The organism is Haloarcula laminariae (assembly GCF_025457605.1).
Taxonomy (GTDB): Archaea; Halobacteriota; Halobacteria; order Halobacteriales; family Haloarculaceae; genus Haloarcula; species Haloarcula laminariae.
In genome coordinates this window covers 296,227-320,147 of the sequence record NZ_JAMZFY010000002.1, presented here as the reverse complement: position 1 = coordinate 320,147, position 23,921 = coordinate 296,227, and the positions used below count along the sequence as shown (strand labels likewise).

The window sequence follows — 23,921 nt, the reverse complement described above, 5'->3', positions numbered from 1 at the left end:
GTCCCCCTACCGAGCGGGGTATGCTGTCGGTACGCATGGTATGTGGTGTCTGAAATCGCGGCCAGTCCGATATATGTCTTGTCCCCGTCACCGCGTGTAGGTCTCGACCCGCCTAATCCCCCCGGCGGCGAACGCGAAGACGTCGACGAAGCCGACGATGGGCACGCCGTCGGCATCGAGCAGGCGCCCGCGCACTGCGACGGTGCCGTCCGGCCGTCGGTCGGAGTGGTCGCCCGGTCCGCGCCCGGCGCCCTCGGCCTCGAACACCGCGTCGATGGGGTGGGTGGTGTCGGTCTGGGGCCGCTCCTCGCGCATGAACCGGACGAACCGCTCCCGGCCCTCGATAGTGCGGTCGGGTCGGTCGTGGACGAACTCCTCGGCGAGCAGGGCCGCGAGCAGGTCGTAGTCGGCCTCGTCCAGCGCGCGGTAGTACGCCCGGGCCTGGGCGGTCGGCGCCGTCGGCGGGTCACTCATCGGCGCCGGCTCCCCCGTCGGCCTCGCTCGGTTCGTCCGACGCCGCCTCCGACTCGTCGGCCGGCGGGTCGTCAGCGTCGATGGGCTCGGGGTCGGGCTCGGCCAGTTCGAGCGAGAGGTCGGGCGCGTCGTCGGTGTCCGGCCCCTCGGACTCCATCGCAGTGGCTTCGTCGGCGCGGCCGTCCCCGGCGTCGGGAGCCGGGCCGTCAGTCGTGTCGCCGGCCGCCCCGGGCTCGTCGCCATGCTCCGACGCCGTATCCGCCTCGTCGGCCGACGCGCCCGCGGGCGGGTCCACGATAGACGTGGATTTCTCGGGGACGCCGTCGCTCTCGTCAGTCTCGTCGTCGGCGTCGCCCATCGGCGGCGCCTCGACGATGGCGGTCGACTCCTCGGTCACCTCCGCCGCCGAGGGCTCCGAGTCGGGGTGGTTGGCGGCGAGTTCGGCCTGAATCTCGGCCAGTTCCTCGTCGTCGATGTCGTCCTCGACCGGCTCGCCGTCGGCTGCGGCTGTCGGCGCGCCGTCGGCGGTCCCGGGCTCGCGCCGCCGGTCCGGCGCCGGCTCGGCTCCCGTCTCGTCGCTGGTCGCCTCGGCGTCGGTCGCCTCGGCCGCCGCGTCGATGTCGACCGTCAGCGCGGCGTCCTCGTCGTCGGCCTCCGTCGGCAGGACGGTGGCGTCGTCGGGCTCGTCTTTCTCCAGAGTCTCCATCTCGGGGGGCCACTCGCCGTCGGGGTCGGGGGGTTCCCGGTACTCCCGGACCGTCGAGAGGGGAATCTCGGCGTCGTCTCGTAGCTCCTCGCCCTCGCTGCCGCTGCCGCTGGAGTAGGCGCTGGCCGACTGGACCAGCCAGTCGGCGGCCTGCCACAGGGCGGTGGCCTTCTCGTGTGCCCCCTCGTAGATGGGGGTCAGCGACCCGTCGTCGACGAAGCGGACGGCGGTGTCGAACCGGTCGGCGGCCGCCTCGAACTCCTCGCGGGCCTGCTGGAAGTCGTGCTGGGCCATCACCCACTCCGTCTGCCGGAAGGCCTCCATCGCCGATGTGAAGGCCCGACGCCCCTCCGTGTAGTGGGCGTGGCCGACCCGATAACGGGCGAAGGCGGTGTCGTCGCCGCCCGTCTCCGCCAGCGCGTCCGTTATCTCCTCGACCGCGGGCAGCTCCGTCATGTCGTCGGTGGACCAGCTGTACGTGATGGTCCCGTCGTGGCCGACGACGGCGACGGCCCGCTCGATGAGCGACTGGCCGATGTCGTCGACGAAGTCGACGTCGTAGCGCTTTGCGACCTCGCCGTCCGTGTCGGCCAGCAGCGGGACCGTGAGGTCGTACTGGGCCGTGAAGGCCCGGTGGCTGTACACCGAGTCCGGACTGATACCGAGGATGCGTACGTCCTTCTGCATCGTAAAGAGGTCGAGCCGGTCCAGGTCACAGGACTCCTCGTCGCAGGCGGGGTTGAAATCGGCCGGGTAGAACGCGAGGATGACGGCGTCGTCGCCGAGATACTCCGACAGCGCGACGCGTCGCTCCTCGCCGTCGACGAGTGCCGGCAGCTCGAACCCCGGAGCGTCCGCCCCCTCGGAAAGCACACGACGACAATCGGTCCGTCGACACTTAAGCGCTGGTGCGAAATCGAGCGAGAAAACGGTCCTCGACGGCGCTGGGCGGCCGTCGGGGTACCGAGCGGCTTTTGCCCGCCGCCGCAGTAGGGCCACCGTGGACCTGCACGTTCGCTACGAGGGCGACGACGACCCCGACAAATGCAGCGCCCGGAAGCTGGCCCGGTTCGACCTGGCCGAACTCCACCGAGCGACCCGCTCGACGCCGCCGGGCATCGTCCTCAACCCCTTCGCCGACCAGGCGCTCTCGCCCGCCGACGCGCCGACCGCGGGCGACGGCGCCCGCCACGGGCGGCTGGTCGCGCTGGACTGCTCCTGGGAGACCGCCGAGCGGGAGGCGTTCGACCTCCAGGGCGTCCACCGGTCGCTGCCCTTCCTCGTCGCGGGCAACCCCGTCAACTACGGGACCCCGTTCCAGCTAAACACCGTCGAGGCGTTCGCCGGCGCGCTCTGTATCCTCGGCGAGCGGGCCCAGGCCGAGGAGATACTCTCGAAGTTCTCCTGGGGCCACACCTTCCTCGAACTCAACGAGGAGCCCCTCAAACGGTACGCCGACTGCGCGGACTCGGCCGAGGTCGTCGCGGTGCAGGACGACTACCTCGTCGAGGAGTAGCCGCCCGCTGGGCTATCGCGCCGTCGGTTCGAGCAGCCCCGCGCCGCAGTACGGACACGCGTGGCGGGCGTGGGCTTCGAGTTCGTCCTCGATTTTCCTGTCGCAGTCTGGACAGTACATGTGAGACAGTACCACGCCGGAAGTAATGTAACCCACCCATCACGTGTCAGGGCCGAAACCGGTCCCGATACCCCTGGGGGAGGCCGGCGGTGCCAGCGGACTGGACGGCAGCCCCGCGCCCGCCTCGGGGTCGTTGTAGCCGCCCGGGGCGACGTCGTTCGGCGAGTCCGGGTAGCAAAGCGACGCCAGCGCCTGGATGTGGTCCCGGCCGACGCCGAGTTCGAACTGCCCGCCGCCGTACAGCTGGATGCCCTCGCGCTCGCAGTAGGCGATGGTGTCGAGTACGGACTCGACGGTGCCACAGCGGGACGGTTTCATGTTGAGGACCGACGGCTCGAACGGGAGCGCCTCGATGCTCTCGACGCCGGTGATGGGCACGTCCCACGTGACGCGTTCCTCCCGGCCCTCGAAGACGGGGCGGGTGTCGTCGGTCAGGTTCGGGTCCTCCAGCAGCGCGTCGGGCAGTGCGTCGGCGACCCGGCGGTAGAAATCGGGGTCCGGCTCGATGTCGACCTCGGTCCCCTCGTAGAGCCCCTTCAGGTCCAGCACGCGAACGTCGTAGTCGGCCAGCGAGGCGAGCAGGTCGCCGTCCCAGTCGGGCGTCGGGTCCAGCTTGAACGCCAGGTCGTCGTGAATCCGGCGCAGGGCGTCGAGCCGGTCGGTCGTCGGTGGCTCGTCGTCCTGTGGGTTCGACAGACGCGTCGAGACAACGAAGTCGACGGGGTCGTAGGCCCGCCCGAGCGCCTCGCCCAGCGACGTGTCGGCCTGTTTGAGCGCCAGGTCCAGCGCCGCGCTCTCGAAGCCCCAGCGGCGGTAGTGACGGAAGCGCTCCTCGTCGGGCGGCTCGGGCCAGAGGTCGGCGTCGTCGAGCGTATCGGAGAACTCGTCGAACGTGTACTCGCCCGAGAGGTCGACCGCGTGGTCGGCCAGCGCGTGGTGGGCCTCGTTCGTGTAGGTCACGTCCTCGCCCCGCCCCGTCTCGCCGTCGCCCGAGAGCGCGATAGTGGTCGTCGCGCGGTCGAACCCGCTGGAGGTCGCCCGCTCGCGCAGTTCGAAGGCACAGTCCCGGACGGTCAGGGGGAGGTCCGAAACGCGGTCGTACATAGCCAGGAGAGAGGGACCGACCGGGTAAAAAACTGCGTCGGCCCGAAACTCAAAGCTTAAACGCACGGACAGGGAACCCAGGATATGGCCAGTTTCGAGCAAGCGTCAGACCGAATCCTGAACAAGCAGATCTGCATGCGATGTAACGCCCGCAACCCACAGCGCGCCCAGCAGTGCCGGAAGTGCGGCTACGGCAACCTCCGTCCGAAGGCCAAAGAGACCCGCTCCGCCTGATTTTCCCGTTCTCTGTTTCCCGCTACCCCTCCGGCCGAGCGGCGAGCTCGCCCAGCCGAACCGTCGCGTGAGCGACGACCCGCGCCGCCGTCTCCTCGACGGTGTCTCGCGCGCCAGCCAGTAGCCGGCGTAGGCCAGCCCCATCGCGGCGAAGGGGGGCGGCGTCGACCGCGATGTCCGTCCGCTGTATAGCGTGGACGAGCTGGATATCGGCCAGGACGAGCCCGGCGGCGGCCAGGCCCGAGCCGGCGAGTGTCCGCCGATACATGGGCGACCCTTCTCTTCCGATATGTAGAAGCTTACGCCGATATCGAGCCGTCACTCGGGGTACTTCGGCTCGCGGCGCTGGGCCCGCTCCAGCGCTTTCTCGACGATGCCCCGGACGTCGCCGTGGAAGACGCCGCCGTGGCCCGAGTACATCCCCTCGACGCCGTCGGGCATCCGGTCGAGCAGCCGCTCGATGCTCTCTATCTCGCGTTCGCGCGACTGGCCCGGCCGGTCGGTCCGGCCGAAGGACCCGCCCTCGAAGGCGCCGTCGTCGTGGACCACCACGTCGCCCGAGAACAGCGAGTTCGCCGAGACCAGCGAGACGTGGTCGTCGGCGTGGCCGGGCGTGTACACCACCTCGCAGGTCTCGTCGCCCACGAGCAGTTCGTCGCCGTCGTCGATAGCGCGGTCCCGGCGCGGGTGCTCGGCGTAGGCGTACAGCTCCGCGTCGAAGGCCGAAAGGACGCCGTCGAGTTCCTGGACGTGGTCGCCGTGCTGGTGGGTCAGGACGACCGCGTCGAGGTCGTCGGTGTGGTCGCGGACGGCGTCGACGACGCCGCCCCAGGCCCCCGCGTCGACCAGCGTGGTCCGCTCGCCCAGCGCGAGGTAAGCGTTACAGGTGAACGTCTCTGCGTCGGCGGTGACGTTGTGGACCTCCATGTCCAATCCGTGTGGCGGGACGCGCTTGAGTGTCTAGCACGTCTCGGGGCGCTCGTGGCTGTTCGGACTCCCGACTGCTCGCTAGGAACCGACGTAGCCTCAGTCGATACTGCGATTACTTACCGCTAGAAAGCCCTCGACAGCTCGCGGGCGCTGTGACGGATACCTCGCTCGGTAGTGCCGCCACAGCGCCCGCCAGCCGTCTCGCCCTTTCAGTCCGCCAGGGACGACCCCGATAGCCTGCCTTTCCCCGAGTCGTGCGACGGAGCGCACTCCCGGCCGCGAAGCCGTTTCATCGGCTGAGTCGGGGAAGGGCAGGCCCGCTGTGCCTGGCGGACTGGAAGGGCGAACGCGGTCGGCGCGGCTGCGCGGGCCCTATCCGAGCGCCGCGAGGATATCCCGCACAGCCGCGCCGAGCGGGTGAGGGCTTCCGAGAGAGAAGGAAGCGTAGCGTTGCGGTCACAGACAGTTACAAGCAAGCGAGTAGGGCCGAGTGTCACAGTAGCTGCCACCACAGGCAAGCACTACCTTTAGCCACACACCGGCCCAAGCGTAGCCATGCCATCAGTCACAGTCTGGAACGAGTACATCCACGAGCGCGAGGACGACGCGGTCGCCGAGGTCTACCCCGACGGCATCCACATGGCGATAGCGGACGCACTCGCCGAGCGGGGCCACGATACGCGGACGGCGACGCTCGACGAGCCCGAACACGGTCTCACCGAGTCGGTGCTCGCCGACACCGACGTGCTGGTCTGGTGGGGCCACACCGCCCACGATGCCGTCGACGACGCCGTCGTCGACCGGGTCGTCGAGCGCGTCAACGGGGGGATGGGGCTGCTCGTCCTCCACTCGGCCCACGCCTCAAAACCCTTCAGACGCCTGCTCGGGACGCCCTGTGACCTGACCTGGCGCGAGGGCGACGAGCGCGAGCGGCTCTGGGTGACCGACCCCGGCCACCCCATCGTCGACGGGCTCGGCGAGTCCGTCGTCATCGAGGAGACCGAGACCTACGGCGAACCCTTCGGCGTCCCGGAACCGGACCGGCTCGTCTTCACCTCCTGGTTCGAGGGCGGCGAGGTGTTCCGCAGCGGCTGTACGTACCGCCGCGGCCGCGGGAAGCTGTTCTACCTCCGACCGGGCCACGAGACCTACCCCATCTACCACCGCGAGGACATCCAGACGGTACTGGACAACGCCGTCCGCTGGGCCGCGCCGAGCGAGGGCGCCGACGCCCACGGCGGCAACCGGAACGTCGAGGCCCCGGAGTCGCGGTAGTCCGCCCATTCGACGGGGTAGTCCGGTCGTTCGGCGGCGGCCGCTCGCGTCCGCGTGCGCACACGCGAGCGCCGTCAGGCGGTTCGGCGAGCGATTTTTGACCCTGAACTGCATAGTTGTACATGCAATGGGGTTCGGGAGCTACGACGAGTCGGAACAGGAAAACCAGGAGTACGACACGGACTTCGACGATGACGATGGGCTCGACACGGAGGGCGACGCCCATCAAGGGGACGTCGAGTTCGAGTTCACCGCGTCGAACGACGAACTGCTCGACCGGCTGAAGGACATCAAGGAGGACGAAACGACGAACACGTGAAACCGGGCCGACGCGCGCTGGGCATCGCGGCGTCGGACCGGGAGCGGCTGAGTCACCTCGCCGGGGCCGTCGTCCGGGCCGACCGGGTAGTCGACGGCTTCCGTTTCGGGACCTGCGCCGTCGGCGGGAGCGACGCCACGGCCGCCGTCTGTGAGCTTTTCGACCGCCTCGACCGCGAGGACCTGCGCTACGTGTTCCTGGCCGGCATCGCGCCGGCGTGGTTCAACCTGTTCGACCTCGACGCCGTCGCCGACCACACCGGACTGCCGGTAGTGTCGGTATCCTTCGAGCCCTCGCCGGGGCTCGCCGACGCGATTCGCGACGCCTTCGACAGCGACGCGGTCGTCGAGGACCGGCTGGCGACCTACCGCGCCCTGCCCGACCGCCGCGAGCTGTCGGTCAACGGCGAGGCGGTGTTCGTCCGCAGCGTCGGTCTCGACCCGGAGGAGACAGCAGATATCGTGCGAGCCTACACGCCCGAGGGCGGGCGGCCGGAACCGCTCCGGGTGGCCCGGCTGGCGGCGCGGGCGGCGGCGGAGCGCGAGCGCTGAGAGCGCCTGTAACGTTCCCGGGAGCTTGATACCGCCCGGCCCCAACCGCCACCCATGAGCAACATGGACGGGCTGACCGTGACCGAGTGCCGGCGCTGCGAGGCGCTGTGTGAGTCGCGCTCGCGCATCGTCAACGGCGTCGGTCCCGCCGACGCCGACCTGCTGTTCGTCGGCGAGGCCCCCGGCGCCAACGAGGACGAGCAGGGCGAGCCGTTCGTCGGCCGGAGCGGCGACGTACTGGACGAGACGCTCCGGGACGTGGGGCTGGACCGAGGCGACGTGCGCATCACCAACTGCGTCCGCTGTCGTCCGCCGGAGAACCGCGACCCCCACAAGGAGGAGCTGGCGAACTGCCGGGGCTACCTCGAAACAGAGATAGAGCGGGTCGACCCCGAACTCGTCGTCACGCTCGGGAAAGTCCCCGGCGAACACCTGCTGGAGCGGGACGTGGCGGTCACGGGCGAGGCCGGCGACGTGACGGATATGACCGTCGCCGGGTGCCCGCAGCCGGTGATGGTCTGTGTCCACCCGGCCGCGACGCTGTACGACCCGAGCCAGAAGGAGACGTTCCGCTCGACCCTGGAGAAGGCCGCGGAGTTCACCGACGGGGAGAGCGGACAGAAGCGGCTCGGGGACTTCTGAGCCCAGGCGTCGAGACGGGGTCCGTGGGACGGACCGTGCGGCCGTTCTCCGAGTCCGTTCACCCGCTGTCAGTAGAGCCGGCGGGTGACGAAGATGAAGATGCCGACGACGAGGAGGCCGATACCCCAATAGACGGACGGGTACGGCAGATACGCGAGCAGGAGCGTCACGATTCCGGACGTGATGAGCGACCATCCTATCGTCGTTCGAATCGCCATACCCTCCACTCGGCACCGGCGAATATCGTTAGTCATCTGTTTCGGGCAGTAAGCAGACGTACCGTCCACCGCTACGTGCTGGATTCGCCCCGCAAGAAGACATATTCTCACCGTGTCACTGTCCGGTATATGAGGACCACACACTCCCGCCGGCAGCTTCTCCGCTTGCTGCTCCCGGTCGGGCTGGCCGTGGTGGCTGGGTGCAACCAGCCAGACGGCGACCGGACCGTCGAAGTCGTCGAATCGACTGCGTGCTAAACGGGTCGACGGCGCACTGCAAGTGCTGTCCGAAGGGGAAGCCACTTAGCCGGCCTCGGCGTACCTACGCGCATGAACGCCAGACAGACGGCCGCGGAGGTGGTCGTCGTCGACTACGGGCTCGGGAACCTCCGGAGCGTGACCCGCGGGCTGGAACGGGCCGGCGCCGAGGTGACGCTCTCGGCGGACCCCGAGGAGTTCGACAGCGCCGACGGCATCGTCCTGCCCGGCGTCGGGGCCTTCGCCGAGGGGATGGACAACGCCGGCCCCTTCCGCGAGGCACTGGAAGCGGAGGCCGAGGCGGGGACGCCCCTGTTCGGCATCTGTCTCGGGATGCAGATGCTGCTGACGACGAGCGAGGAGGCGGACCACGAGGGCCAGGGCGACGCGGAGGGTCTCGACCTCGTCCCCGGGAAGAACGTCCGCTTCTCGCGGGACCAGACGGTCCCGCACATGGGCTGGAACGAGCTCGACGTGCAACGGGACCACCCCCTCGTCGAGGGCGTCGACGGGGAGTACGCCTACTTCGTCCACTCCTACTACGCGGTCCCCGAGGACGACGAGGCGGTCGTCGCCACCACCGACTACGGGACCGACTTCGCCTCCATCGTCGCCAACGAGGAGGGCAACGTCTTCGGGACCCAGTTCCACCCCGAGAAATCGGGGGAGACGGGGCTGCGGATTCTCCAGAACTACGTCGACTACTGTCTCGACCGGCGGTAGTCACGTCGGCTGCGGGGGGCGGTCGCGGCCGGTGACGGAGATGGATTCTTGTGTCGGCCGGGACTCGGTCCGGGTATGACAGCCGACGCCGACCCCGTCGTCCTGGTGACCGGTGCCGGCTCCGGCATCGGCGCGGCGACGGCGCTCGCCTTCGCCGACGACGGGTGGACCGTTTACGCGACCGATATCGAGACGCCGCTCCCGGACCGGGTGAGCGAGCGCTGTCGGACGCGGGCGCTCGACGTGACCAGCGACGAGCAGTGCCAGGCTGTCGTCGACGGGATACTGGCCGAGGCGGGGCGACTCGACTGTCTGGTCAACAACGCCGGCTACGCGGCGTCGGGACCGCTGGAGGACGTGCCGGTCGAGGCGGGCCGGGACGTCTTCGACGTGCTCGTTCACGGCCCACACCGGCTTTCTCGGGCCGTCCTGCCGGAGATGCGCGACGGCGGCGGCCGCATCGTCAACGTCTCCAGCGTCCTCGCGCGGCGGGCCTGTCCGGGGCTGGGCGCCTACAGCGGCGGCAAGGCCGCGCTGTCGTCGATGAGCGACGCGCTCCGGATGGAGCTGGCGGACACGCCGGTCCACGTGGCGCTCGTCGAGCCGGCGTGGGTCGAGACGGCCTTCGCAGACAGCGCGCGCTCGGGGCTCCCCGACGACCGGACGCCCGACTACGACGGGGTGTACGAGTCGCTGGAAGACGGGTGGACCCTCGACGGCGGCCCGCTGGCCGCGGCGCCCGAGGCCGTCGCGGCGGCGGTTCTCGACGCGGCGACGGACGAGAACCCCAGCGCTCGCTATCCGGTGGGCCGGTTCGCGAAGTTCGTCCGGTGGACCGAGTGGCTCCCCCAGCGGGTCGTCGACCCGATAACGCGCCGGTTCGGCCGCGTGACCGCGCGGCTCGACAGGTGGTTGTGATGAGCCACACCACGCTCTCGACGGGCCAGACGGTGACGGTTCCGCTGGAGACGGCGGCGACGGTAACCGGGCTCGTGCTCCCCGCTGACAGCGACGCCGTCGGCAGTCTGCTCCCCGACGGGCTCGCCCCCGTCCGCGTCACGCCGGGCCGGGGCGTCGTCACCGTGCTGGCCGTCGAGTACCACCGCATCGGCGACGGCGCGGTACGTCCCTACGACGAGCTCGCGGTGGTGCTTGCCGCGACGCCCCGGGAGCCGTCCCCGCCGCTGGTCCCGCTCGCGACCGGCGACTACGGTGGCTACGTCCACTCGCTGCCGGTGACGACCGAGCCGGCCCGCGCGCTCGGCGACGACGTGTGGGGGCTTCCGAAGACCGTCGCGCGCATCGCCCACCACGACGCGGGCGGCCGCCGGACGACCAGCGTCATCGAGGACGGCGACCACGTTTTGACGGTCGATATCGCCCGTCCGCGGAGCTGGCCCGCGTCTCTCGAAACGACCGGCTATGCCGTCCGGGACGGGCGGCTCGAACAGTTCGCCGTCGGGGTGGACGGTCGCTTCGGCGTCCGACCGCTGTCGGAGGACTTCGAGCTGCTGGTCGGAACCCACGACCGGTCGGCGACGCTGCGTGACCTGAACCTCGGCGACCGCGCTATCGCCATGTTTGCCTTCGAGGGCACGGTTACCTACGGCTTCGGGCAGCCGGTTACGTGAGAAGGTTTTGGAGGGGGTCTGCGGTCGTAGCGGCCGGGCGCGAGGGCTGCGACGGCTGTCGCAGCCGAGCGTCGACGGGGAAGGGAAGGCCGTCGCGGTGAGCATACCGCTCGCCGTAGCGAGCGGTTTCACCGGAATCGCCGCAAGCGCGGTCGCTTGCGACCGCGTTGACGAACGGCGAAGCCGTGAGTCCGCGATTCCGGCCTTTTTAGCGTAGATTTTTGCAAGCTGGGGTGCCCACAGGGCCGAGGGCCCGAGGACACCCCCCGCAGCAAAAAGGTACTATAGGAAGTCCCTGACGTCGGAGTACCACATGTCGTGGTGGTCGACGGCGTCGATGGCGTCGGCGACGCGGACGGCGATGGCGTGCCAGCACAGTTGCTCGGGGTCGTCCCTATCGAGGTTGTACTCGGCGTCGGCGCAGTCACACTGGCCGTCCTCGACGATGTACTCGTCCTCGTAGCCGACGACGACCGTGAAGTCCCGGTACCGCTTGACGCGGCTCTCGCCGACGGCCTCGATGGCCCGGCGGCCGCGCTCGCCGTGGACGTCGACGATGGCCGTCACTACGTCGGGGGTCAGCTCCCCGGCGTCGGCTAGCCGGTCTACCCACTCCTCGACGGCGGTCACACGCTCGCTACGGATAGCCCCGACAAAACAGCGTCGTCTCCGGGAAAGGGCGGAGTCTCCGGCGGGTAGGGGTGCTCGGAGCGAATACAGCCAGAAGGCCCGATTTTGGCTCAGCGTGGCTTTCCGGCCGTTGTGTCGACCGGCGTTGCTATCCGGCTGTCCGCGTTCGTCCGGCCGTTTTCAGGCCTGGTTGCTAGCCCGGAAGGGTAAACAGTCGAGAACACGTGGATAGCTCATGGCCGACGTCCCGTGGGTAGCGCTGGGGTCGTTCGCGTCGGGGGTGGGGTCGCTGTATCTGCTGGCCCAGCTTCGCGAACACTGGGCGAAGCCGGGCGCGAAGTGGTTCGTCGCCACCATCGGCATCATCACCGTCTGGTCGACCGTCTACGGCGCGGCGCTGCTGGTGTCGAGGCCGGTCGTTCGGCTCGCGCTGGAGGCGACGACGTGGGGCTGTCTGGTGTGGCTCGGCTACGTCTTCGTCGGGTTCGCGCTGGGGTACACCGGACGCCGGGCGACGCTTGAGAGTGTGACGTTCCGGGGGCTGGGGCTCGTTCCGGCGGCGGTGACGGTGCTGGCGCTTTCGAACGGCGCGCACTCGCTGCTGTGGACCGACGCCGCCGTGGCGACGGCCGACGCGGGAACGGTCGTCGACTACACCATTGCGCCGCTGGGCTATCTCGCGATATTCGCGGCGATGCTCTTTGTCACGTTCGGGACGATGCTCGTCTTCGACACCGTCCTCAGCTACGGGCCCCTGTATCGCCGGGAGGCCATCGCGGTCGGTCTGAGCCCGATTCCGCCGGGGCTTGCGGTCCTGGCGTGGGCGCTCGGCATCGGGCCGGCGGTCAACCTCACGACGCTGGCCTTCCTGCCCCACATCGCGCTCGACACCTACGCGTTCGTCCGCAGCGACATGTTCGAGTTCCACCCCGCCACCCGCCGAGCGGGCGAGCGGGCGGCCATCGACGACATCGCGACGCCGGTGGCCATCGTCGACGTGGCGGGCCGCATCGTCAACCTCAACCCCGCCGCGGAGGCGATGCTCGGGGTCGGTAAGCGGGCGACGCTGACCGACAGGCTGGACGACCGCATCGACGGCGACCGGTTCGTCCCCGGCGAGGACGACGACCGCTTCGGGGTGGCAAACGGCGGCCGCCGCCGGGAGTACAAGCTCGGCCAGACCGAGCTGACCGACGGCGGCGGGACCCGCCTGGGGTACACCGCCGTCTTCCAGGACATCACCGACGAGATACGACGGGAGCGCCGCCTGGAGGTGCTCAACCGCTTTCTCAGACACAACGTCCGCAACGAGAGCGTCGTCATCCAGGCCCGCGCCGAACTGCTCTCGGAGACCCTCGACGGCGACGCGGCCGACCACGCCGCGACCATCGAGCGGGCCGTCGACCGGCTCGTCGCCTCGGGCGATAAGGCCCGCACGCTCTCGGAGGCGGGCACCGACGACGCCGACCTCGAACCGGTCGACCTGGCCGGGCTCGTCGCCGAGACCGTCGACTCGCTGTCGGCGGACTACGGCGGGACGGTGACGGTCGAGGTCCCGGACGGGCTGACCGTGCGGAGCCAGCCCGTGTTGCTCGGCGTCGTCGTCGAGAACCTCGTCGAGAACGCCCTCCAGCACGTCCCCGACGCCAGCGTGACGGTGCGGGCGGCGGTCGACGGCGACGAGGTGGCCCTGTCCATCGCGGACGACGGTAGCGGAATCCCCGACCACGAGCTCGGCGTGCTCGACCGAGGGGAGGAGACGCCCCTGTCCCACGGCAGCGGGATGGGGCTCTGGCTGGTCAGCTGGGCGACGACCACGCTCGGTGCCGACCTCGACTTCGACGTGAGCGACGGGACGAGGGTGACCGTCCGGCTGCCGGTGGTGGGTGAGGAAGTTACTGCGTCCACTCGCTAGGTACAACGAGCGAGGCGCACAGCCGGCCGGCTGTACGCATCGCGCCCGACCGAGCCGGCCGCGCCCGGCACACCCACGCCCAGCGCACCTTCGAACGACTTAACGGTCGCCGCGGGCACGCTCAGGTATGCGAGTGAGCGAAGGGCAAGTGACGGCTACGGTCCCCGAACAGCCCGACGCGGGGAAGGGCGCGGACGTGTTCTTCAACCCCGTCCAGGAGCTGAACCGCGACCTGACCGTGGCGGCGTTGCGGGCCTACCGGGAGCGGACGCCGCGGGTCGGGTCGTATCTCGACGCCACCGCGGCCAGCGGTATCCGCGGAGTGCGGGCCGCGGCCGACGGCTGGGAGACGAGCCTGTGTGATATCGACGACGAAGCGGTGGCGCTCTGTCGGTCGAACCTCGATGCCAACGACCTCGACGGGACGGTCCACCACGAGAACGCCAACGTGCTCATGCACAGCGAGGCCTTCGACGTGGTCGACCTGGACCCCTTCGGGACGCCCATTCCCTTTGCCGACGCCGCCGTCCAGGGGACGAAACACCTGCTCTGTGTCACGGCAACCGACACCGCGCCGCTGTGTGGCGCCCACTTCGAGAGCGGCGTCCGCAGCTACGGGGCCGTCCCGCGGAACACGGAGTTCCACCCCGAGATGGGGATGCGCGTGTTGCTGTCGGCGATGGTCCGGACCGCCGCCCGCTACGACATCGCCGCCCGCCCCATTATGAGCCACGCGACGAACCACTACGTCCGCACCTACCTGGAGTTCGACCACGGGGCGAAAGTCGCCAACGACTGCATCGACGACCTGGGCCACGTCTACTACTGCCAGCGCTGTCTCTGGCGCGAGGCAGAGCGCGGCCTCATCGCCGACGCCCCCGACGACTGTCCCCACTGCGGGGAACACGTCCAGACCGCCGGCCCCATCTGGCTGGCCCGCACGTGCGAGCCGGAGTTCGTCCGGTCGGTGGCCGAGCGGGTCACCGAGGAGATGGGGACCGCCGAGAAGGCGCGGGAGCTGTGTGCCACGCTCGCGGGCGAACTCGACACGCCGACCCACTACGACCAGCACCGCCTCTGCAAGCGCTGGGGTCGGGGCGCCGAGGCGATGGAGACGTTCAACGAGAAACTGCGGGACGCGGGCTTTTCGGCCTCCCGCACCCACTACGGCGGGACCACGTTCAAGACCGACGCCGACGTGGCCGAGATACGCGAGTCGACGGCGGAGTGACCCCCCGCGCCCGTCAGCGCTCGACCGACTTGCCTCCCCACCGACGGACCGTCTCGACGAGCGAGTAGCCGAGCAGATACACCGGACGGAGGAAGTAGTTCAGCATGCCGACCAGCCCGATGACCCCGCCCAGCGCCCCGAGTTCCTCGGCCGAAGCGGTCGGTTCCAGCAGGACGGGAACCGCCGCGAGCGCCGGGGTCAGCCACAGGGCCGACAGCAGGCTGTCGACGTCGAGACCCAGGACGCGTCCCGCGGTGGCGTCGGGCCGCGTGTAGTACAGCCCGGCCGACAGCGCGACCAGAAAGACGACCAGCGCCGGGGAGGCCGGGACCCCGGCGGCGCCCAGCGCGAGCAGCGTCCCGGCGGCGACGAGACACAGCACCGTCACCTGCATCGCCCCCGTTCGTATCGCCGTCTCCATGGGTTCAGGTCGGCGCGGCGGGACATAAGCGCTGTGTAAACTGCAGTCGGACCCGCCGCTCCGACGCGTCCGACGAGGGCAGCCACGGACACCGAGACAGGCGGCGCCGTCGAAACGCGACAGCTCCGGTCACAGCGTCCCATGTAAGCGGTTCGATTGTCACGATATATGTGCCGGCCGTTCGTGGGACAACTGTGAACCGGAACCGCACCGTCTCCGTCGGCCGGGAGCTCGTGAGTGCCGTCCGGACCCAACAGGTCTCCTTTCTGGCCGCCAGCATCGCCTACTACATGTTCGTCTCGCTGTTGCCGCTGCTGTTGCTCGGGCTCGCCGTCGCCACCTTCCTCGGCGGGACCGCCTTCGCGAACCAGGTCGTCTCGGCCGTCGGCGAGGCGCTGACGCCCCAGGCGGCCCGGTTGCTCGGGACGGCGCTCACGAACGCGACCGGTCGGGGCGGGGCGACCCTGGTCAGCCTCGTCGTGATGGTCTGGGGGGCGCTGAAGGTGTTCCGGGGCGTCGATACGGCCTTCTCGCGCATCTACGGGACCCACGATGTCGGGGGGTTTCTCGACAGCGTCGTCGACGCGACCGCGGCCCTCGGCGGCATCGCGCTCGCGCTCGTGGGGTTTGCCGTCGTCGGCTCGCTCGGCGCCGTCTTCGGGGTCACCGTCGCGTTGGGCGGGCTGGCGCTGGTCCCCATCCTCGTCGTCGCCTTCCTCCCGCTGTACTACCTCTTTCCCGACACGAAGACGACGGTCCGAGGGGTGTTCCCCGGAACGGTGTTCGCGGCCGTCGGCTGGACGGTACTCGCGACGGTTTTCGGCCTCTATGCCTCCGTCGCCGGTAGCTTCCAGCTCTACGGCGTCATCGGCGGCGTCCTCCTGCTCGTGACGTGGTTCTACTTCGCCGGCCAGCTCCTGTTGCTCGGCGCCGTCCTCAACGCCGTGTTGAGCGGCGGGGCGGACCGGCAATTACAACAGGAGTCCCTTCGACTGTCCGACAAAGCGATGAGCGAGGACGACGACAGCGAGACGCCCCCGCCCGCGGAGACCGGGGGGGTCGACGACCTGACCGACGAGGAGCTCGAACAGCTACGCGAGGAGTTCGAGGCGTTCCGCGACGACGTCGAGGAGCGGACGCTCCACCGCGACGACGTCGAGAGCGACCTCAAACAGTACGTCCGCCGGCGGATGCGTCGGGGACACGCTCGCGGTTGGGGCCCCTATCTCGTCCTGCTGTACGGGACGATTATGACGCTGGGCGCGTTCTACTATCTGAAGAGCGTCTGGGCGGTGCTCGCGATGCTCGTCGTCTGGCTGTCGACGCTGGGACTGTACGTCGTGATGGTGGTCGTGGGCCTGGGCATCCGCGTCACCGGGCTGCCGGGCATCGCGGTGGACAAGGTGCGAGACTGGCGTGGATGAGCCGCGGCGTCGGCGTCACGGAACTGCTCACGGAGCTGCCGACTGCGGTCCTCGTCTGTTTTGCCGTCCTCACCCAACTCGGTGACTTCTGGTTTCTGGCGGTCGCGAGCCTGCTCGCCTACTGGCTGGGCTCGGCCACACCGTGGCTGGGCCGTGGCCTCACCCGCGAGCGGGGCGCGATGGTCGTCGGGCTGGTGGCCACTGCCGCCGCCGTCGGCCTCGGATTGAAGGCCGTCTTCGCGTTCCCGCGGCCGCCGAACGCCGCGGTGGTGGCGGCGGCCGCCGACCTCCCGTGGCCCGTCAGGCCGTTCTACGAGTCGGTCGTCACCGGCCGCGGCTACGGCTTCCCGAGCGGCCACGCGACCTCGGCGGTGCTCGTCTGGGGCGGGTTCGCGTGGGCGCTGCGGGTGGGCCGGCGCCGACAGCGCTACGCGGTCGCGGCCGCGGCCGTCGCAGTCATCTCGCTCTCGCGGCTCGTCCTCGGGGTCCACTACCTCGTCGACGTGGTCGCGGGGGCGGCCATCGCCGCCGGGGCCCTCTGGCTGGCCGTGACTCGGCTGCGGACGCCGGCGCGGCTGTTCGCGTTCGTGACGGTCGTGGCCGTCGCCGGCGTCGTCGCGGGCGGGCTCACCCGCGACACCGCCGGGGCCGTCGGGCTCGGCGTGGGCGGGCTGGTCGCGTGGACGGTCCTAGAGCCAGTCCCGGAGCCGACCCGCCGTGGTGGGGCAGTCACGTCGGTACTGGGGGCCGTCTGGCTGGGCGCTATCGCCGCCGGCGTCGTACTGGTCGGGCCGCCGGACCCGGTGGTGGGCGGTCTCGTCGCCGTCGGGACGGCGGGGGCGCTGGCGCTGCCGCTGGTCGGCGAGCGCGTCGCAAAAAAGGCGTGAGTTTGCCGCGTTAGAACGTCTCGAGGTACTGGTCGAGCTCCCACTGGGAGACGTCGACGAGGTAGTCCTTGTACTCCTGGCGCTTCGCCTCGACGAAGTTCTCGTAGACGTGCTCGCCCAGCGCGTCGCTGATGACCTCGTCCTCTTCGAGTTCGTCGATGGCCTCGCCGAGGTTCGTCGGCAGCGTCTCGATGCCGTAGTCCTCGCGTTTCTCCTCGTCGAACTCGTAGATGTTCTCGCGGACGGGGTCGTCGCAGTCGAGGTCACGCTCGATACCGTCCAGCCCGGCGTGGATGAGCGCCGCGAAGGCCAGATACGGGTTACAGGACGGGTCGGGGAAGCGGGCCTCGATACGCGCGGCGGCCGGCGTGCGGGCGGCCGGCTTGCGGATGAGCGCCGAGCGGTTCCGGTCGGACCAGGCGACGTAGACGGGCGCCTCGTAGCCGGGGACCAGTCGCTTGTAGGAGTTCACCGTCGGGTTCGTGACAGCCGCGATGGCGGGCGCGTGGTCGAGGATACCGGCGATGAAGCTCTGTGCCGTCTCCGAGAGGCCGAACTGGCCGTCCTCGTCGTAGAAGGCGTTCTCGCCGTCCTGGAACAGCGAGATGTGGGTGTGCATGCCCGAGCCGTTGATGCGCGGAATCGGCTTCGGCATGAACGTCGCGTGCAGGTCGTGCTCGGCCGCGATGGCGCGGACGACCGACCGGAAGGTGGCGACGTTGTCGGCCGTCGACAGGGCGTCGTCGTAGGTGAAGTTGATCTCGTGCTGGCCCTGGGCGACCTCGTGGTGGGACGCTTCGATGTCGAAGCCCATGTCTTCGAGGCCGTAGATGATGTCACGGCGCACGTCGGAGGCCAGGTCCTTCGGCGCGAGGTCGAAGTAGCCGCCGGCGTCGTTGGTCTTCGTCGTCGCGCGGCCGTCTTCGTCCTCCTCGAACAGGAAGAACTCCGGCTCGGGCGCGGCGTTGACGTCGAAGCCCATCTCGTCGGCGCGGGCGACGGCGTCTTTCAGGACGCGTCGCGGGTCGCCCGAGAACGGCTCGCCGGTCGAGGTGTCGATGACGTCACAGATGAGCCGTGCGCTGGAACCGCCCTCGACGTTCTCTCTCCACGGCAGAATCTCGAACGTCGACGGGTCCGGGTCCAGACGCATGTCGGACTCCTGGATGCGGACGAAACCATTGATGGAGGAGCCGTCGAAGTAGATGCCCTCCGTGAATGCTTTCTCGGCCTGTTCGGCCGTAATCGAGACGTTCTTGATTGTACCGAGGATGTCCGTGAACTGAAGGCGCAGGAAATCGACGTTGTTCTCTTCGATCTCGTCGAGTACCTCCTCTGCCTCAGCGGAAAGTTCGCTTGTCATGCTTGGACACCGGGAAGGAACACTGCTAATACTAAAACCCTGCCGTTATGCGCAAGGATTTCGGCCTGCTCGGCCGCAGTTGGACATTCGTAAAATTCTAATCCCCCGCTACCGTGAGTGGATGTAATGACGTATGAAAATCTCGACCGCAAGTTAGTGAATGCCCTGTTGGGCGATGGCCGCGCCAGCCTGCGAAGCCTCGGCGAGGACCTCGACGTGTCGGTGACGACCGTCTCGAACCACCTCTCCGACCTGGAGGACGAGGGCATCATCAACGGCTACACCCCGAAGGTGGACTACGACGCGCTGGGCTACGACGTCACGGCGATTATCCAGCTCAAGGTCGAGGGGTCGTCCCTGCCCGACGTGACCGAGAGCCTCAAAGACCACAAGCAGATGATATCGGTGTACGAGGTCACCGGCGACTACGACATCATCGCCGTCGGCAAGTTCAGCGACACCGACGGGATGAACGCACAGATCAAGGAGCTGCTCACCGACCCCGAGATCAACGAGTCGAACACCTCCGTCGTGTTGAACACCGCCAGCGAACACGAGCAGTTCGACCTCGACATGCGATAGGGCGAGCCGGCCGCCGGCCGGGGACGACGCCGACCACAGAGCGGCGACGCTGTCCGTGACCGAGCCCGCGGTCGCGGGGAATCAATGGGTACATGACTGACCAGTCAGTTAGTGAGAACAATGAGTGACGGAGACGCCGCCACGGAGATAATGCATGCGACCTATCGCGCGCTCTGTTCGTACGGCTATGCGGATCTGACGATGCAGGACATCGCCGACGAGTCCTCGAAGAGCAAAGCCGCGCTCCACTACCACTACGACAGCAAACATGACCTGCTGTGTGCGTTCCTCGATGACCTCTACGACCGATTCGTCGCGCTCACGGACGACGTCGAGGGCGACGACCCCCACGAGGAGCTGCTGGCCCTCATCGAGGCGGTGCTCGAAAACCCCGACGACGACCGCGAGGAGTTCGAGACGGCCGTCCTCGAAATCCGCGCCCAGGCGCCCTACGAAGAGGGATTTCGCGAGCGGCTGCGGCGGCTCGACGACCACCTCGTCGCCGAACTGACCGGGATTCTGGAGGCCGGCGTCGCGGACGGGACCTTCGACCCGGGTATCGACCCGGCCGACACCGCGGGGTTCATCGTGACGGTGTTGACCGGCACGTCGACCCGGCGGGTCACCGCCGGCCGGCCGGTCGAGTGTAGCCAGCGGATGCTCGCCGACTACGTGGAGACGAACCTACTCGCCGACCCGGCGGAGCTGTCGGCATGACAGCCCGCGAACGCCTCAGCGCCCTGGTCGAGCGGCTTGACGGCCTGTTCAAGGGCCAGGACGAGCTGGAGCTGACCAGCGGCCCCATCGGGAAGCCGCTGCTGTATCTCTCCTTCCCCATCGTCATCACGAACCTCCTGCAGGTCGCCTACAACCTCGCCGACACCTTCTGGCTCGGCCAGTACAGCACAGAGGCGCTGGCGGCCATCTCCTTTGCGTTCCCGATGATATTCCTGCTCATCTCGCTGGGGATGGGCCTGTCGGTGGCGGGGAGCGTCCTCGTGGCCCAACACACCGGCGCCGAGGAGCACGACGAAGCCGAATACGTCGCCTCACAGACGCTCACGTTCGCAGTCGTCGGCTCACTGGTTCTGGGCGGGGTCGGCTACTTCTTCGTCGAGGACTTCCTGCGCGTGCTCGGGGCCTCCCAGCAGGTGCTCCCGGGAGCGACGGGCTACCTGCAGGTGGTCTCGCTGGGGCTGACGACGATGTTTGGCTTCTTCGTGTTCATCGCGCTGATGCGGGGCGCCGGCGACACCATCACGCCGATGCTCGTCATGCTGGGGACGGTGATACTGAACATCGTCATCGACCCGTTCCTCATCTTCGGCTGGGGGCCGTTCCCCGAGCTGGGCGTGGTCGGGGCCGCCGTCGCGACCATCTTCTCGCGGGGGCTGGCCTTCGCCGTCGGCATCGCCATCATGCTCCGCGGGGACCGCGGCATCCAGGTCAACCTCCGGGACATGGTGCCCGATTTCACCTACCTGAAGAAGCTGCTCTCCATCGGCATCCCCGCCTCCATCGAGGGGACCGGCCGCGCGCTGTCGGTCAACGCGATGCTCTTTATCGTCGGGACGTTCTCGGTCACGGTCGTCGCGGCCTTCGGCGTCGGCATCCGCGTGTTCTCGCTCGTGTTCATGCCCGCCATCGCGATGGACCGGGGCGTCGAGACGATGACCGGCCAGAACCTCGGGGCCGACCACCCGGACCGGGCGGCGACGGCGAACCACTTCGCCGCGAAGGTCTCCTTCGTCCTGCTCTCCGTCCTGGGCGTGGCCACCATCTTCGCCGCGCCCGCGGTCGTCAGCGTGTTCAGCGACGACCCCGAGGTGGTCCGTATCGGCGCCGAGTTCCTCCAGTGGGTCGCCCCGACGTTCGGCTTCATCGGCATCGTGCGGGCCTACTCGGGCGGGTTCCGCGGCGCCGGGAAGACCCTCACCGCGGCGGCGCTCGCGGTGACGATGCTAGGAGTCGTTCGGCTCCCCGTCGCGTGGGTCATGTCCCGCCCCGTCGCCGTGCCGGCCTGGGCGGCCGACCCGCTGTTTGCGGTGTCGGCCGCGCTCGGGACGGCCGTCGTCGACGCGCTGGCGTTCTCGCTGGCCGAGCGGGGTATCTGGCTTGCCTTCGGCGTCTCGAACGTCGTCGCCGCGGTCATCGCCGTCGCGTGGTTCACCCGGGGCACCTGGCGCGACGCCGACCCGCGAGCCGACCCCGAGGCCGCCGTCGCGGACGACTAGACGAGCCAGCCCGCTTCCAGCGCCGCGACGAGGCCGGTCACCGTGACGACGCTGAGGACCGTCGTGACGAAGACGGTCGCGCTGGTGAACTCGCCGGGCGCCAGCCCGTCGCCGATACCGCTGAACGCGCCGACGAGGATGATGGTCGTCACACCGGTCGGCGTCGCCAGCAGGAGGACGACGGTGCGGGCGACAGTCGGGTTCGAGACGCCGGCAAGCAGGACCGCCGCGCTCGCGACCAGCGGCGCGAGCAGCAAGCGCAGGGCGCCCGCGGCCGCCACGGGCCGAAGCGTCCCCTCAAGGTTGACGCCGGCCAGCTGAATCCCGAGGATGAGAAGCATCACGGGAATCGAGGCGTTGCCGGCCATCTCCAGGGTCTGCATCAGCGCCGAGTCCGCGGGCGGAACGACACCCGCGTAGCGGGCCGCCAGCGCGACGACGACGGCGTACACCAGCGGCACGCCGAACACCCGCTTCATGTCCGTGAGCGGGGCGTTCTCGCCGCCCCTGGCCGCGATGTAGATGCCGACAGTGTACATCAACACGGCCTCGATAGCGGTGACCAGGACCGCGACGCTGCGCCCGGACGGCCCGAAGGCGAAGTCCGCGAGCGGGATGCCGTAGTTACCGGTGTTGGGGAAGATGGTGACGAGGACGAACGCGCCCAGCATCGGCTCCCGGTGGCCGAAGAGCCGCCCCACCGCCTCGCCGACGGCAATCATCGCGGCGGTGAAGAGCCCGACGGCCCCCGCGACGGCGAGAATGGTCCCGCCGGCCAGTTCGGACGTGGCCAGGCTGTGGATGACCAGCGCCGGCGCGAGCACGTAGACGGTGACGGTGTTCAGGGCGTCGGCATCCACGCCTTTGAACCGGCCCAGCGCGTAGCCCACGCCCGCGACGGCGACGATGGGGAGAATAGCCGTCCCGAAGATGCCAAGCAGCGACACTGGTGACTGTCCCACGGCGAGGGGCAGAACAGTTTCGACTCGACTGCGCCCACCCGTGAGGCACGACCGCCGTCCCGCCCGCTAGAGCTTATCATAGCGTAACACGAACATCGGCCCATGACTGTTGACGAACTTGACACGTTCGGCATGCATCGGATGGACGACGACGATATCCGGCGGACGCTCTCGTCCCGAAGCGTCGGCGTGCTCGCGCTCCCGACCGACGGCGCACCGAGCATGCGGCCGCTGAGTTACTGGTACGACGGGGAGGACGCGCTGTACTTCGTCTACGTGCTGGCCGGCGAGAGCGAGAAACGGCGGCTGACTGAGGCGGCCGACGCCGCGCGGTTTCTGGTCTACAGCGTCGAGACGACGTTCAACTGGCGCAGTGTGCTCCTGACTGGGACCGTCGAGGCGGTCTCGGACGCCGAACGCGAGGCCCTCGAAGAGCGGATGGACCCCTCCTGGCGCCCCGACCTGTTCGAGCGCGCCGCCGAGTCCCGGACCACCGCAATCTACCGGTTCGACATCGAGGAGCGGGCGGGTATCAAACAGCTCGAACTGCCGCCCGAGCTTCGGGAGCCGTCCTCCGAAGGACAGATGGAGTGAGCCCGTCGTCCGCGCTGGGCCGCTTCGGCGCGACTATCGCGATACGCGGGGGTCACGCCTGCAGGACGAGGACGACACCGGCGACCAGGACCGCGACCGCCGCGCCGAGCCGCGGGGTCACCTGCTCGTCGTCCGGGGTCAGAACCAGCGAGCCAAGCAGGACGAGCAGCGGGCTCGCACCCAGCACCGGCGCGACGAGCGAGACGGACACGCGTGAGAGGGCGGCCAGATACGCCGACAGGTACACCGTGTTGGCGACGCCGGCGAGGAGCGCGGCGCGGGTCGGTCGCGCCGGACGGTACCCCCGGCCGCGGAGCCGCCGCCAGAGGAGATAACCGGCGAAACCGCCCGCGGCCGCGAGGACGCGGACGGTCACGCCGACCAGCGGCGGCGTCCCCTCGGCGAAGCCGACCTTGGTGAACACCGGGTCGATGCCGAGCAAGAGCGCCGCGGCCAGCGGGAAGGCGATGTCGGCCCCCGAGGCAGTCGCCACGCTGGCGCGGGCGTCGCCCGACACCGCGGCGGCTCCCGCCACGAGCAGCCCCACGCCGACGACGAGTAGCGGCGTCAGCGGTTCGCCAAGCACCAGCACGGCCGAGCCGACGGCCACCAGCGGAAACGTCGACTTCAGCGGCTCGGCACGGCTCGCCCCCAGCCGGTGGATGCCGACGAAGAGCGCGGCCCGGGCGAGCAGCGACCCCAACAGCCCGGCGACGGCGAAGGCGGCGACGGCCCGCGGCGTCAAGCCAAAGTCCGGGTAGGACAACACGGCGGTCGCCGGGAGCAAGACGAGGAGGTTGACGACGAAGACGACGGCGACGAGGTCGGTGATGGACCGCTCTTTGGCGGCCTGCCGGACAGCGATGCTCTGGCCCGCGAGCCCGACCGTCGCCAGCGCCGCGAGTCCGGCACCGAGTAGGTCGACAGCCATCTACCTGCGTCGTGACAGGTGTGTCCCGCGCTTGAACCTGCTGTTT

The 23,921-nt window shown here is 69.4% G+C and carries 29 protein-coding genes; 18 read left to right on the top strand and 11 right to left on the bottom strand.

The annotated features are described in order from the left end of the window. Positions 1 to 87: 87 nt before the first annotated feature. Both NJQ98_RS13160 and NJQ98_RS13155 read right to left on the bottom strand, forming a co-directional pair. Entirely contained in the window at positions 88 to 474 is a 387-nt protein-coding gene (locus NJQ98_RS13160; RefSeq protein ID WP_262179403.1) for a nuclear transport factor 2 family protein, read from the bottom strand. After that, on the bottom strand, positions 467 to 2,053 hold the full coding sequence (locus NJQ98_RS13155; protein ID WP_262179401.1) for a redoxin domain-containing protein: 1,587 nt from the start codon (positions 2,051 to 2,053) through the stop codon (positions 467 to 469). The genes NJQ98_RS13160 and NJQ98_RS13155 overlap by 8 nt, the downstream gene beginning before the upstream one ends. 127 nt (positions 2,054 to 2,180) lie before the next feature. On the opposite strand from NJQ98_RS13155, the gene NJQ98_RS13150 reads away from it, so the two are divergent. Further along, positions 2,181 to 2,696, top strand: coding sequence for a DUF367 family protein (locus NJQ98_RS13150; protein ID WP_262179399.1), 516 nt, complete (start codon positions 2,181 to 2,183; stop codon positions 2,694 to 2,696). Between the two features lie 159 nt (positions 2,697 to 2,855). Here NJQ98_RS13150 and NJQ98_RS13145 read toward each other — a convergent pair whose 3' ends face one another. Next, positions 2,856 to 3,920, bottom strand: coding sequence for an enolase-like domain-containing protein (locus NJQ98_RS13145; RefSeq protein WP_262179397.1), 1,065 nt, complete (start codon positions 3,918 to 3,920; stop codon positions 2,856 to 2,858). An 84-nt stretch (positions 3,921 to 4,004) separates the two neighbouring features. Here NJQ98_RS13145 and NJQ98_RS13140 point away from each other — a divergent pair, with 84 nt between their 5' ends. Next, positions 4,005 to 4,154: a 50S ribosomal protein L40e gene (locus NJQ98_RS13140; RefSeq protein ID WP_262179395.1), complete on the top strand. Its 150-nt coding sequence runs from the start codon at positions 4,005 to 4,007 to the stop codon at positions 4,152 to 4,154. A 22-nt stretch (positions 4,155 to 4,176) separates the two neighbouring features. Here NJQ98_RS13140 and NJQ98_RS13135 read toward each other — a convergent pair whose 3' ends face one another. Both NJQ98_RS13135 and NJQ98_RS13130 read right to left on the bottom strand, forming a co-directional pair. After that, complete coding sequence (locus tag NJQ98_RS13135) at positions 4,177 to 4,422, bottom strand: hypothetical protein (RefSeq protein ID WP_262179393.1); 246 nt, start codon at positions 4,420 to 4,422, stop codon at positions 4,177 to 4,179. A gap of 50 nt (positions 4,423 to 4,472) precedes the next feature. Continuing rightward, entirely contained in the window at positions 4,473 to 5,081 is a 609-nt protein-coding gene (locus NJQ98_RS13130) for an MBL fold metallo-hydrolase (RefSeq protein WP_262179391.1), read from the bottom strand. Between the two features lie 558 nt (positions 5,082 to 5,639). Here NJQ98_RS13130 and NJQ98_RS13125 point away from each other — a divergent pair. The 4 genes from NJQ98_RS13125 to NJQ98_RS13110 all read left to right on the top strand — a co-directional run bounded on the left by NJQ98_RS13125 (position 5,640) and on the right by NJQ98_RS13110 (position 7,871). Beyond that, complete coding sequence (locus tag NJQ98_RS13125; RefSeq protein WP_262179389.1) at positions 5,640 to 6,359, top strand: ThuA domain-containing protein; 720 nt, start codon at positions 5,640 to 5,642, stop codon at positions 6,357 to 6,359. Between the two features lie 127 nt (positions 6,360 to 6,486). After that, positions 6,487 to 6,678, top strand: coding sequence for a DUF5786 family protein (locus NJQ98_RS13120; protein WP_262179387.1), 192 nt, complete (start codon positions 6,487 to 6,489; stop codon positions 6,676 to 6,678). Continuing rightward, on the top strand, positions 6,675 to 7,229 hold the full coding sequence (locus NJQ98_RS13115) for an endonuclease dU (protein ID WP_262179385.1): 555 nt from the start codon (positions 6,675 to 6,677) through the stop codon (positions 7,227 to 7,229). Before NJQ98_RS13120 ends, NJQ98_RS13115 begins: the two co-directional genes overlap by 4 nt. A gap of 54 nt (positions 7,230 to 7,283) precedes the next feature. Continuing rightward, on the top strand, positions 7,284 to 7,871 hold the full coding sequence (locus tag NJQ98_RS13110) for a uracil-DNA glycosylase (protein WP_262179383.1): 588 nt from the start codon (positions 7,284 to 7,286) through the stop codon (positions 7,869 to 7,871). A 68-nt stretch (positions 7,872 to 7,939) separates the two neighbouring features. On the opposite strand, the gene NJQ98_RS13105 is transcribed toward NJQ98_RS13110, so the two are convergent. After that, the gene (locus NJQ98_RS13105; protein WP_262179380.1) at positions 7,940 to 8,089 is read right to left on the bottom strand and encodes a hypothetical protein; all 150 of its coding nucleotides are present in this window, start codon (positions 8,087 to 8,089) and stop codon (positions 7,940 to 7,942) included. Positions 8,090 to 8,218: 129 nt separating this feature from the next. On the opposite strand from NJQ98_RS13105, the gene NJQ98_RS13100 reads away from it, so the two are divergent. The 4 genes from NJQ98_RS13100 to NJQ98_RS13085 all read left to right on the top strand — a co-directional run bounded on the left by NJQ98_RS13100 (position 8,219) and on the right by NJQ98_RS13085 (position 10,701). Further along, on the top strand, positions 8,219 to 8,347 hold the full coding sequence (locus tag NJQ98_RS13100) for a hypothetical protein (protein WP_262179378.1): 129 nt from the start codon (positions 8,219 to 8,221) through the stop codon (positions 8,345 to 8,347). Between the two features lie 72 nt (positions 8,348 to 8,419). Continuing rightward, a complete protein-coding gene (hisH, locus tag NJQ98_RS13095; RefSeq protein WP_262179376.1) occupies positions 8,420 to 9,070 on the top strand; it encodes an imidazole glycerol phosphate synthase subunit HisH in 651 nt (216 codons plus the stop codon). A 75-nt stretch (positions 9,071 to 9,145) separates the two neighbouring features. Beyond that, positions 9,146 to 9,988, top strand: coding sequence for an SDR family NAD(P)-dependent oxidoreductase (locus NJQ98_RS13090; RefSeq protein WP_262179374.1), 843 nt, complete (start codon positions 9,146 to 9,148; stop codon positions 9,986 to 9,988). Then, complete coding sequence (locus NJQ98_RS13085) at positions 9,988 to 10,701, top strand: acetoacetate decarboxylase family protein (RefSeq protein ID WP_262179372.1); 714 nt, start codon at positions 9,988 to 9,990, stop codon at positions 10,699 to 10,701. The genes NJQ98_RS13090 and NJQ98_RS13085 overlap by 1 nt, the downstream gene beginning before the upstream one ends. A gap of 282 nt (positions 10,702 to 10,983) precedes the next feature. On the opposite strand, the gene NJQ98_RS13080 is transcribed toward NJQ98_RS13085, so the two are convergent. Continuing rightward, on the bottom strand, positions 10,984 to 11,331 hold the full coding sequence (locus NJQ98_RS13080; RefSeq protein WP_262179370.1) for a hypothetical protein: 348 nt from the start codon (positions 11,329 to 11,331) through the stop codon (positions 10,984 to 10,986). A gap of 235 nt (positions 11,332 to 11,566) precedes the next feature. On the opposite strand from NJQ98_RS13080, the gene NJQ98_RS13075 reads away from it, so the two are divergent. Next, complete coding sequence (locus tag NJQ98_RS13075) at positions 11,567 to 13,246, top strand: sensor histidine kinase (RefSeq protein ID WP_262179368.1); 1,680 nt, start codon at positions 11,567 to 11,569, stop codon at positions 13,244 to 13,246. A 127-nt stretch (positions 13,247 to 13,373) separates the two neighbouring features. Beyond that, entirely contained in the window at positions 13,374 to 14,477 is a 1,104-nt protein-coding gene (locus NJQ98_RS13070; RefSeq protein WP_262179366.1) for a tRNA (guanine(26)-N(2))-dimethyltransferase, read from the top strand. Between the two features lie 13 nt (positions 14,478 to 14,490). Here NJQ98_RS13070 and NJQ98_RS13065 read toward each other — a convergent pair whose 3' ends face one another. Further along, positions 14,491 to 14,898, bottom strand: a complete 408-nt coding sequence (locus NJQ98_RS13065; protein ID WP_262179363.1) for a hypothetical protein — start codon at positions 14,896 to 14,898, stop codon at positions 14,491 to 14,493. A gap of 194 nt (positions 14,899 to 15,092) precedes the next feature. Between NJQ98_RS13065 and NJQ98_RS13060 the strand changes: the two genes are divergently transcribed. Beyond that, on the top strand, positions 15,093 to 16,322 hold the full coding sequence (locus NJQ98_RS13060; protein ID WP_262179360.1) for a YihY/virulence factor BrkB family protein: 1,230 nt from the start codon (positions 15,093 to 15,095) through the stop codon (positions 16,320 to 16,322). Next, entirely contained in the window at positions 16,319 to 17,209 is an 891-nt protein-coding gene (locus NJQ98_RS13055) for a phosphatase PAP2 family protein (RefSeq protein ID WP_262179357.1), read from the top strand. The genes NJQ98_RS13060 and NJQ98_RS13055 overlap by 4 nt, the downstream gene beginning before the upstream one ends. Positions 17,210 to 17,219: 10 nt before the next feature. Here the strand turns inward: NJQ98_RS13055 and glnA are convergent, their stop codons facing one another. Then, positions 17,220 to 18,572, bottom strand: a complete 1,353-nt coding sequence (gene glnA, locus NJQ98_RS13050) for a type I glutamate--ammonia ligase (RefSeq protein WP_262179354.1) — start codon at positions 18,570 to 18,572, stop codon at positions 17,220 to 17,222. Positions 18,573 to 18,698: 126 nt separating this feature from the next. On the opposite strand from glnA, the gene lrp reads away from it, so the two are divergent. The 3 genes from lrp (at position 18,699) to NJQ98_RS13035 (ending at position 21,388) form a co-directional block, all read left to right on the top strand. After that, complete coding sequence (gene lrp, locus NJQ98_RS13045) at positions 18,699 to 19,154, top strand: HTH-type transcriptional regulator Lrp (RefSeq protein WP_262179351.1); 456 nt, start codon at positions 18,699 to 18,701, stop codon at positions 19,152 to 19,154. Positions 19,155 to 19,274: 120 nt separating this feature from the next. After that, complete coding sequence (locus NJQ98_RS13040) at positions 19,275 to 19,871, top strand: TetR/AcrR family transcriptional regulator (protein WP_262179348.1); 597 nt, start codon at positions 19,275 to 19,277, stop codon at positions 19,869 to 19,871. Further along, positions 19,868 to 21,388, top strand: a complete 1,521-nt coding sequence (locus NJQ98_RS13035; RefSeq protein WP_262179346.1) for an MATE family efflux transporter — start codon at positions 19,868 to 19,870, stop codon at positions 21,386 to 21,388. Before NJQ98_RS13040 ends, NJQ98_RS13035 begins: the two co-directional genes overlap by 4 nt. Here the strand turns inward: NJQ98_RS13035 and NJQ98_RS13030 are convergent. Next, a complete protein-coding gene (locus NJQ98_RS13030) occupies positions 21,385 to 22,335 on the bottom strand; it encodes an AEC family transporter (protein ID WP_262179344.1) in 951 nt (316 codons plus the stop codon). The two genes, NJQ98_RS13035 and NJQ98_RS13030, sit on opposite strands and share 4 nt — an antisense overlap. A gap of 117 nt (positions 22,336 to 22,452) precedes the next feature. Here NJQ98_RS13030 and NJQ98_RS13025 point away from each other — a divergent pair, with 117 nt between their 5' ends. After that, positions 22,453 to 22,944 (top strand): pyridoxamine 5'-phosphate oxidase family protein, encoded by a 492-nt coding sequence (locus NJQ98_RS13025; protein WP_262179342.1) that lies wholly within the window; start codon positions 22,453 to 22,455, stop codon positions 22,942 to 22,944. Between the two features lie 52 nt (positions 22,945 to 22,996). Here NJQ98_RS13025 and NJQ98_RS13020 read toward each other — a convergent pair whose 3' ends face one another. After that, on the bottom strand, positions 22,997 to 23,875 hold the full coding sequence (locus NJQ98_RS13020) for a DMT family transporter (RefSeq protein WP_262179340.1): 879 nt from the start codon (positions 23,873 to 23,875) through the stop codon (positions 22,997 to 22,999). Positions 23,876 to 23,921 lie beyond the last annotated feature (46 nt).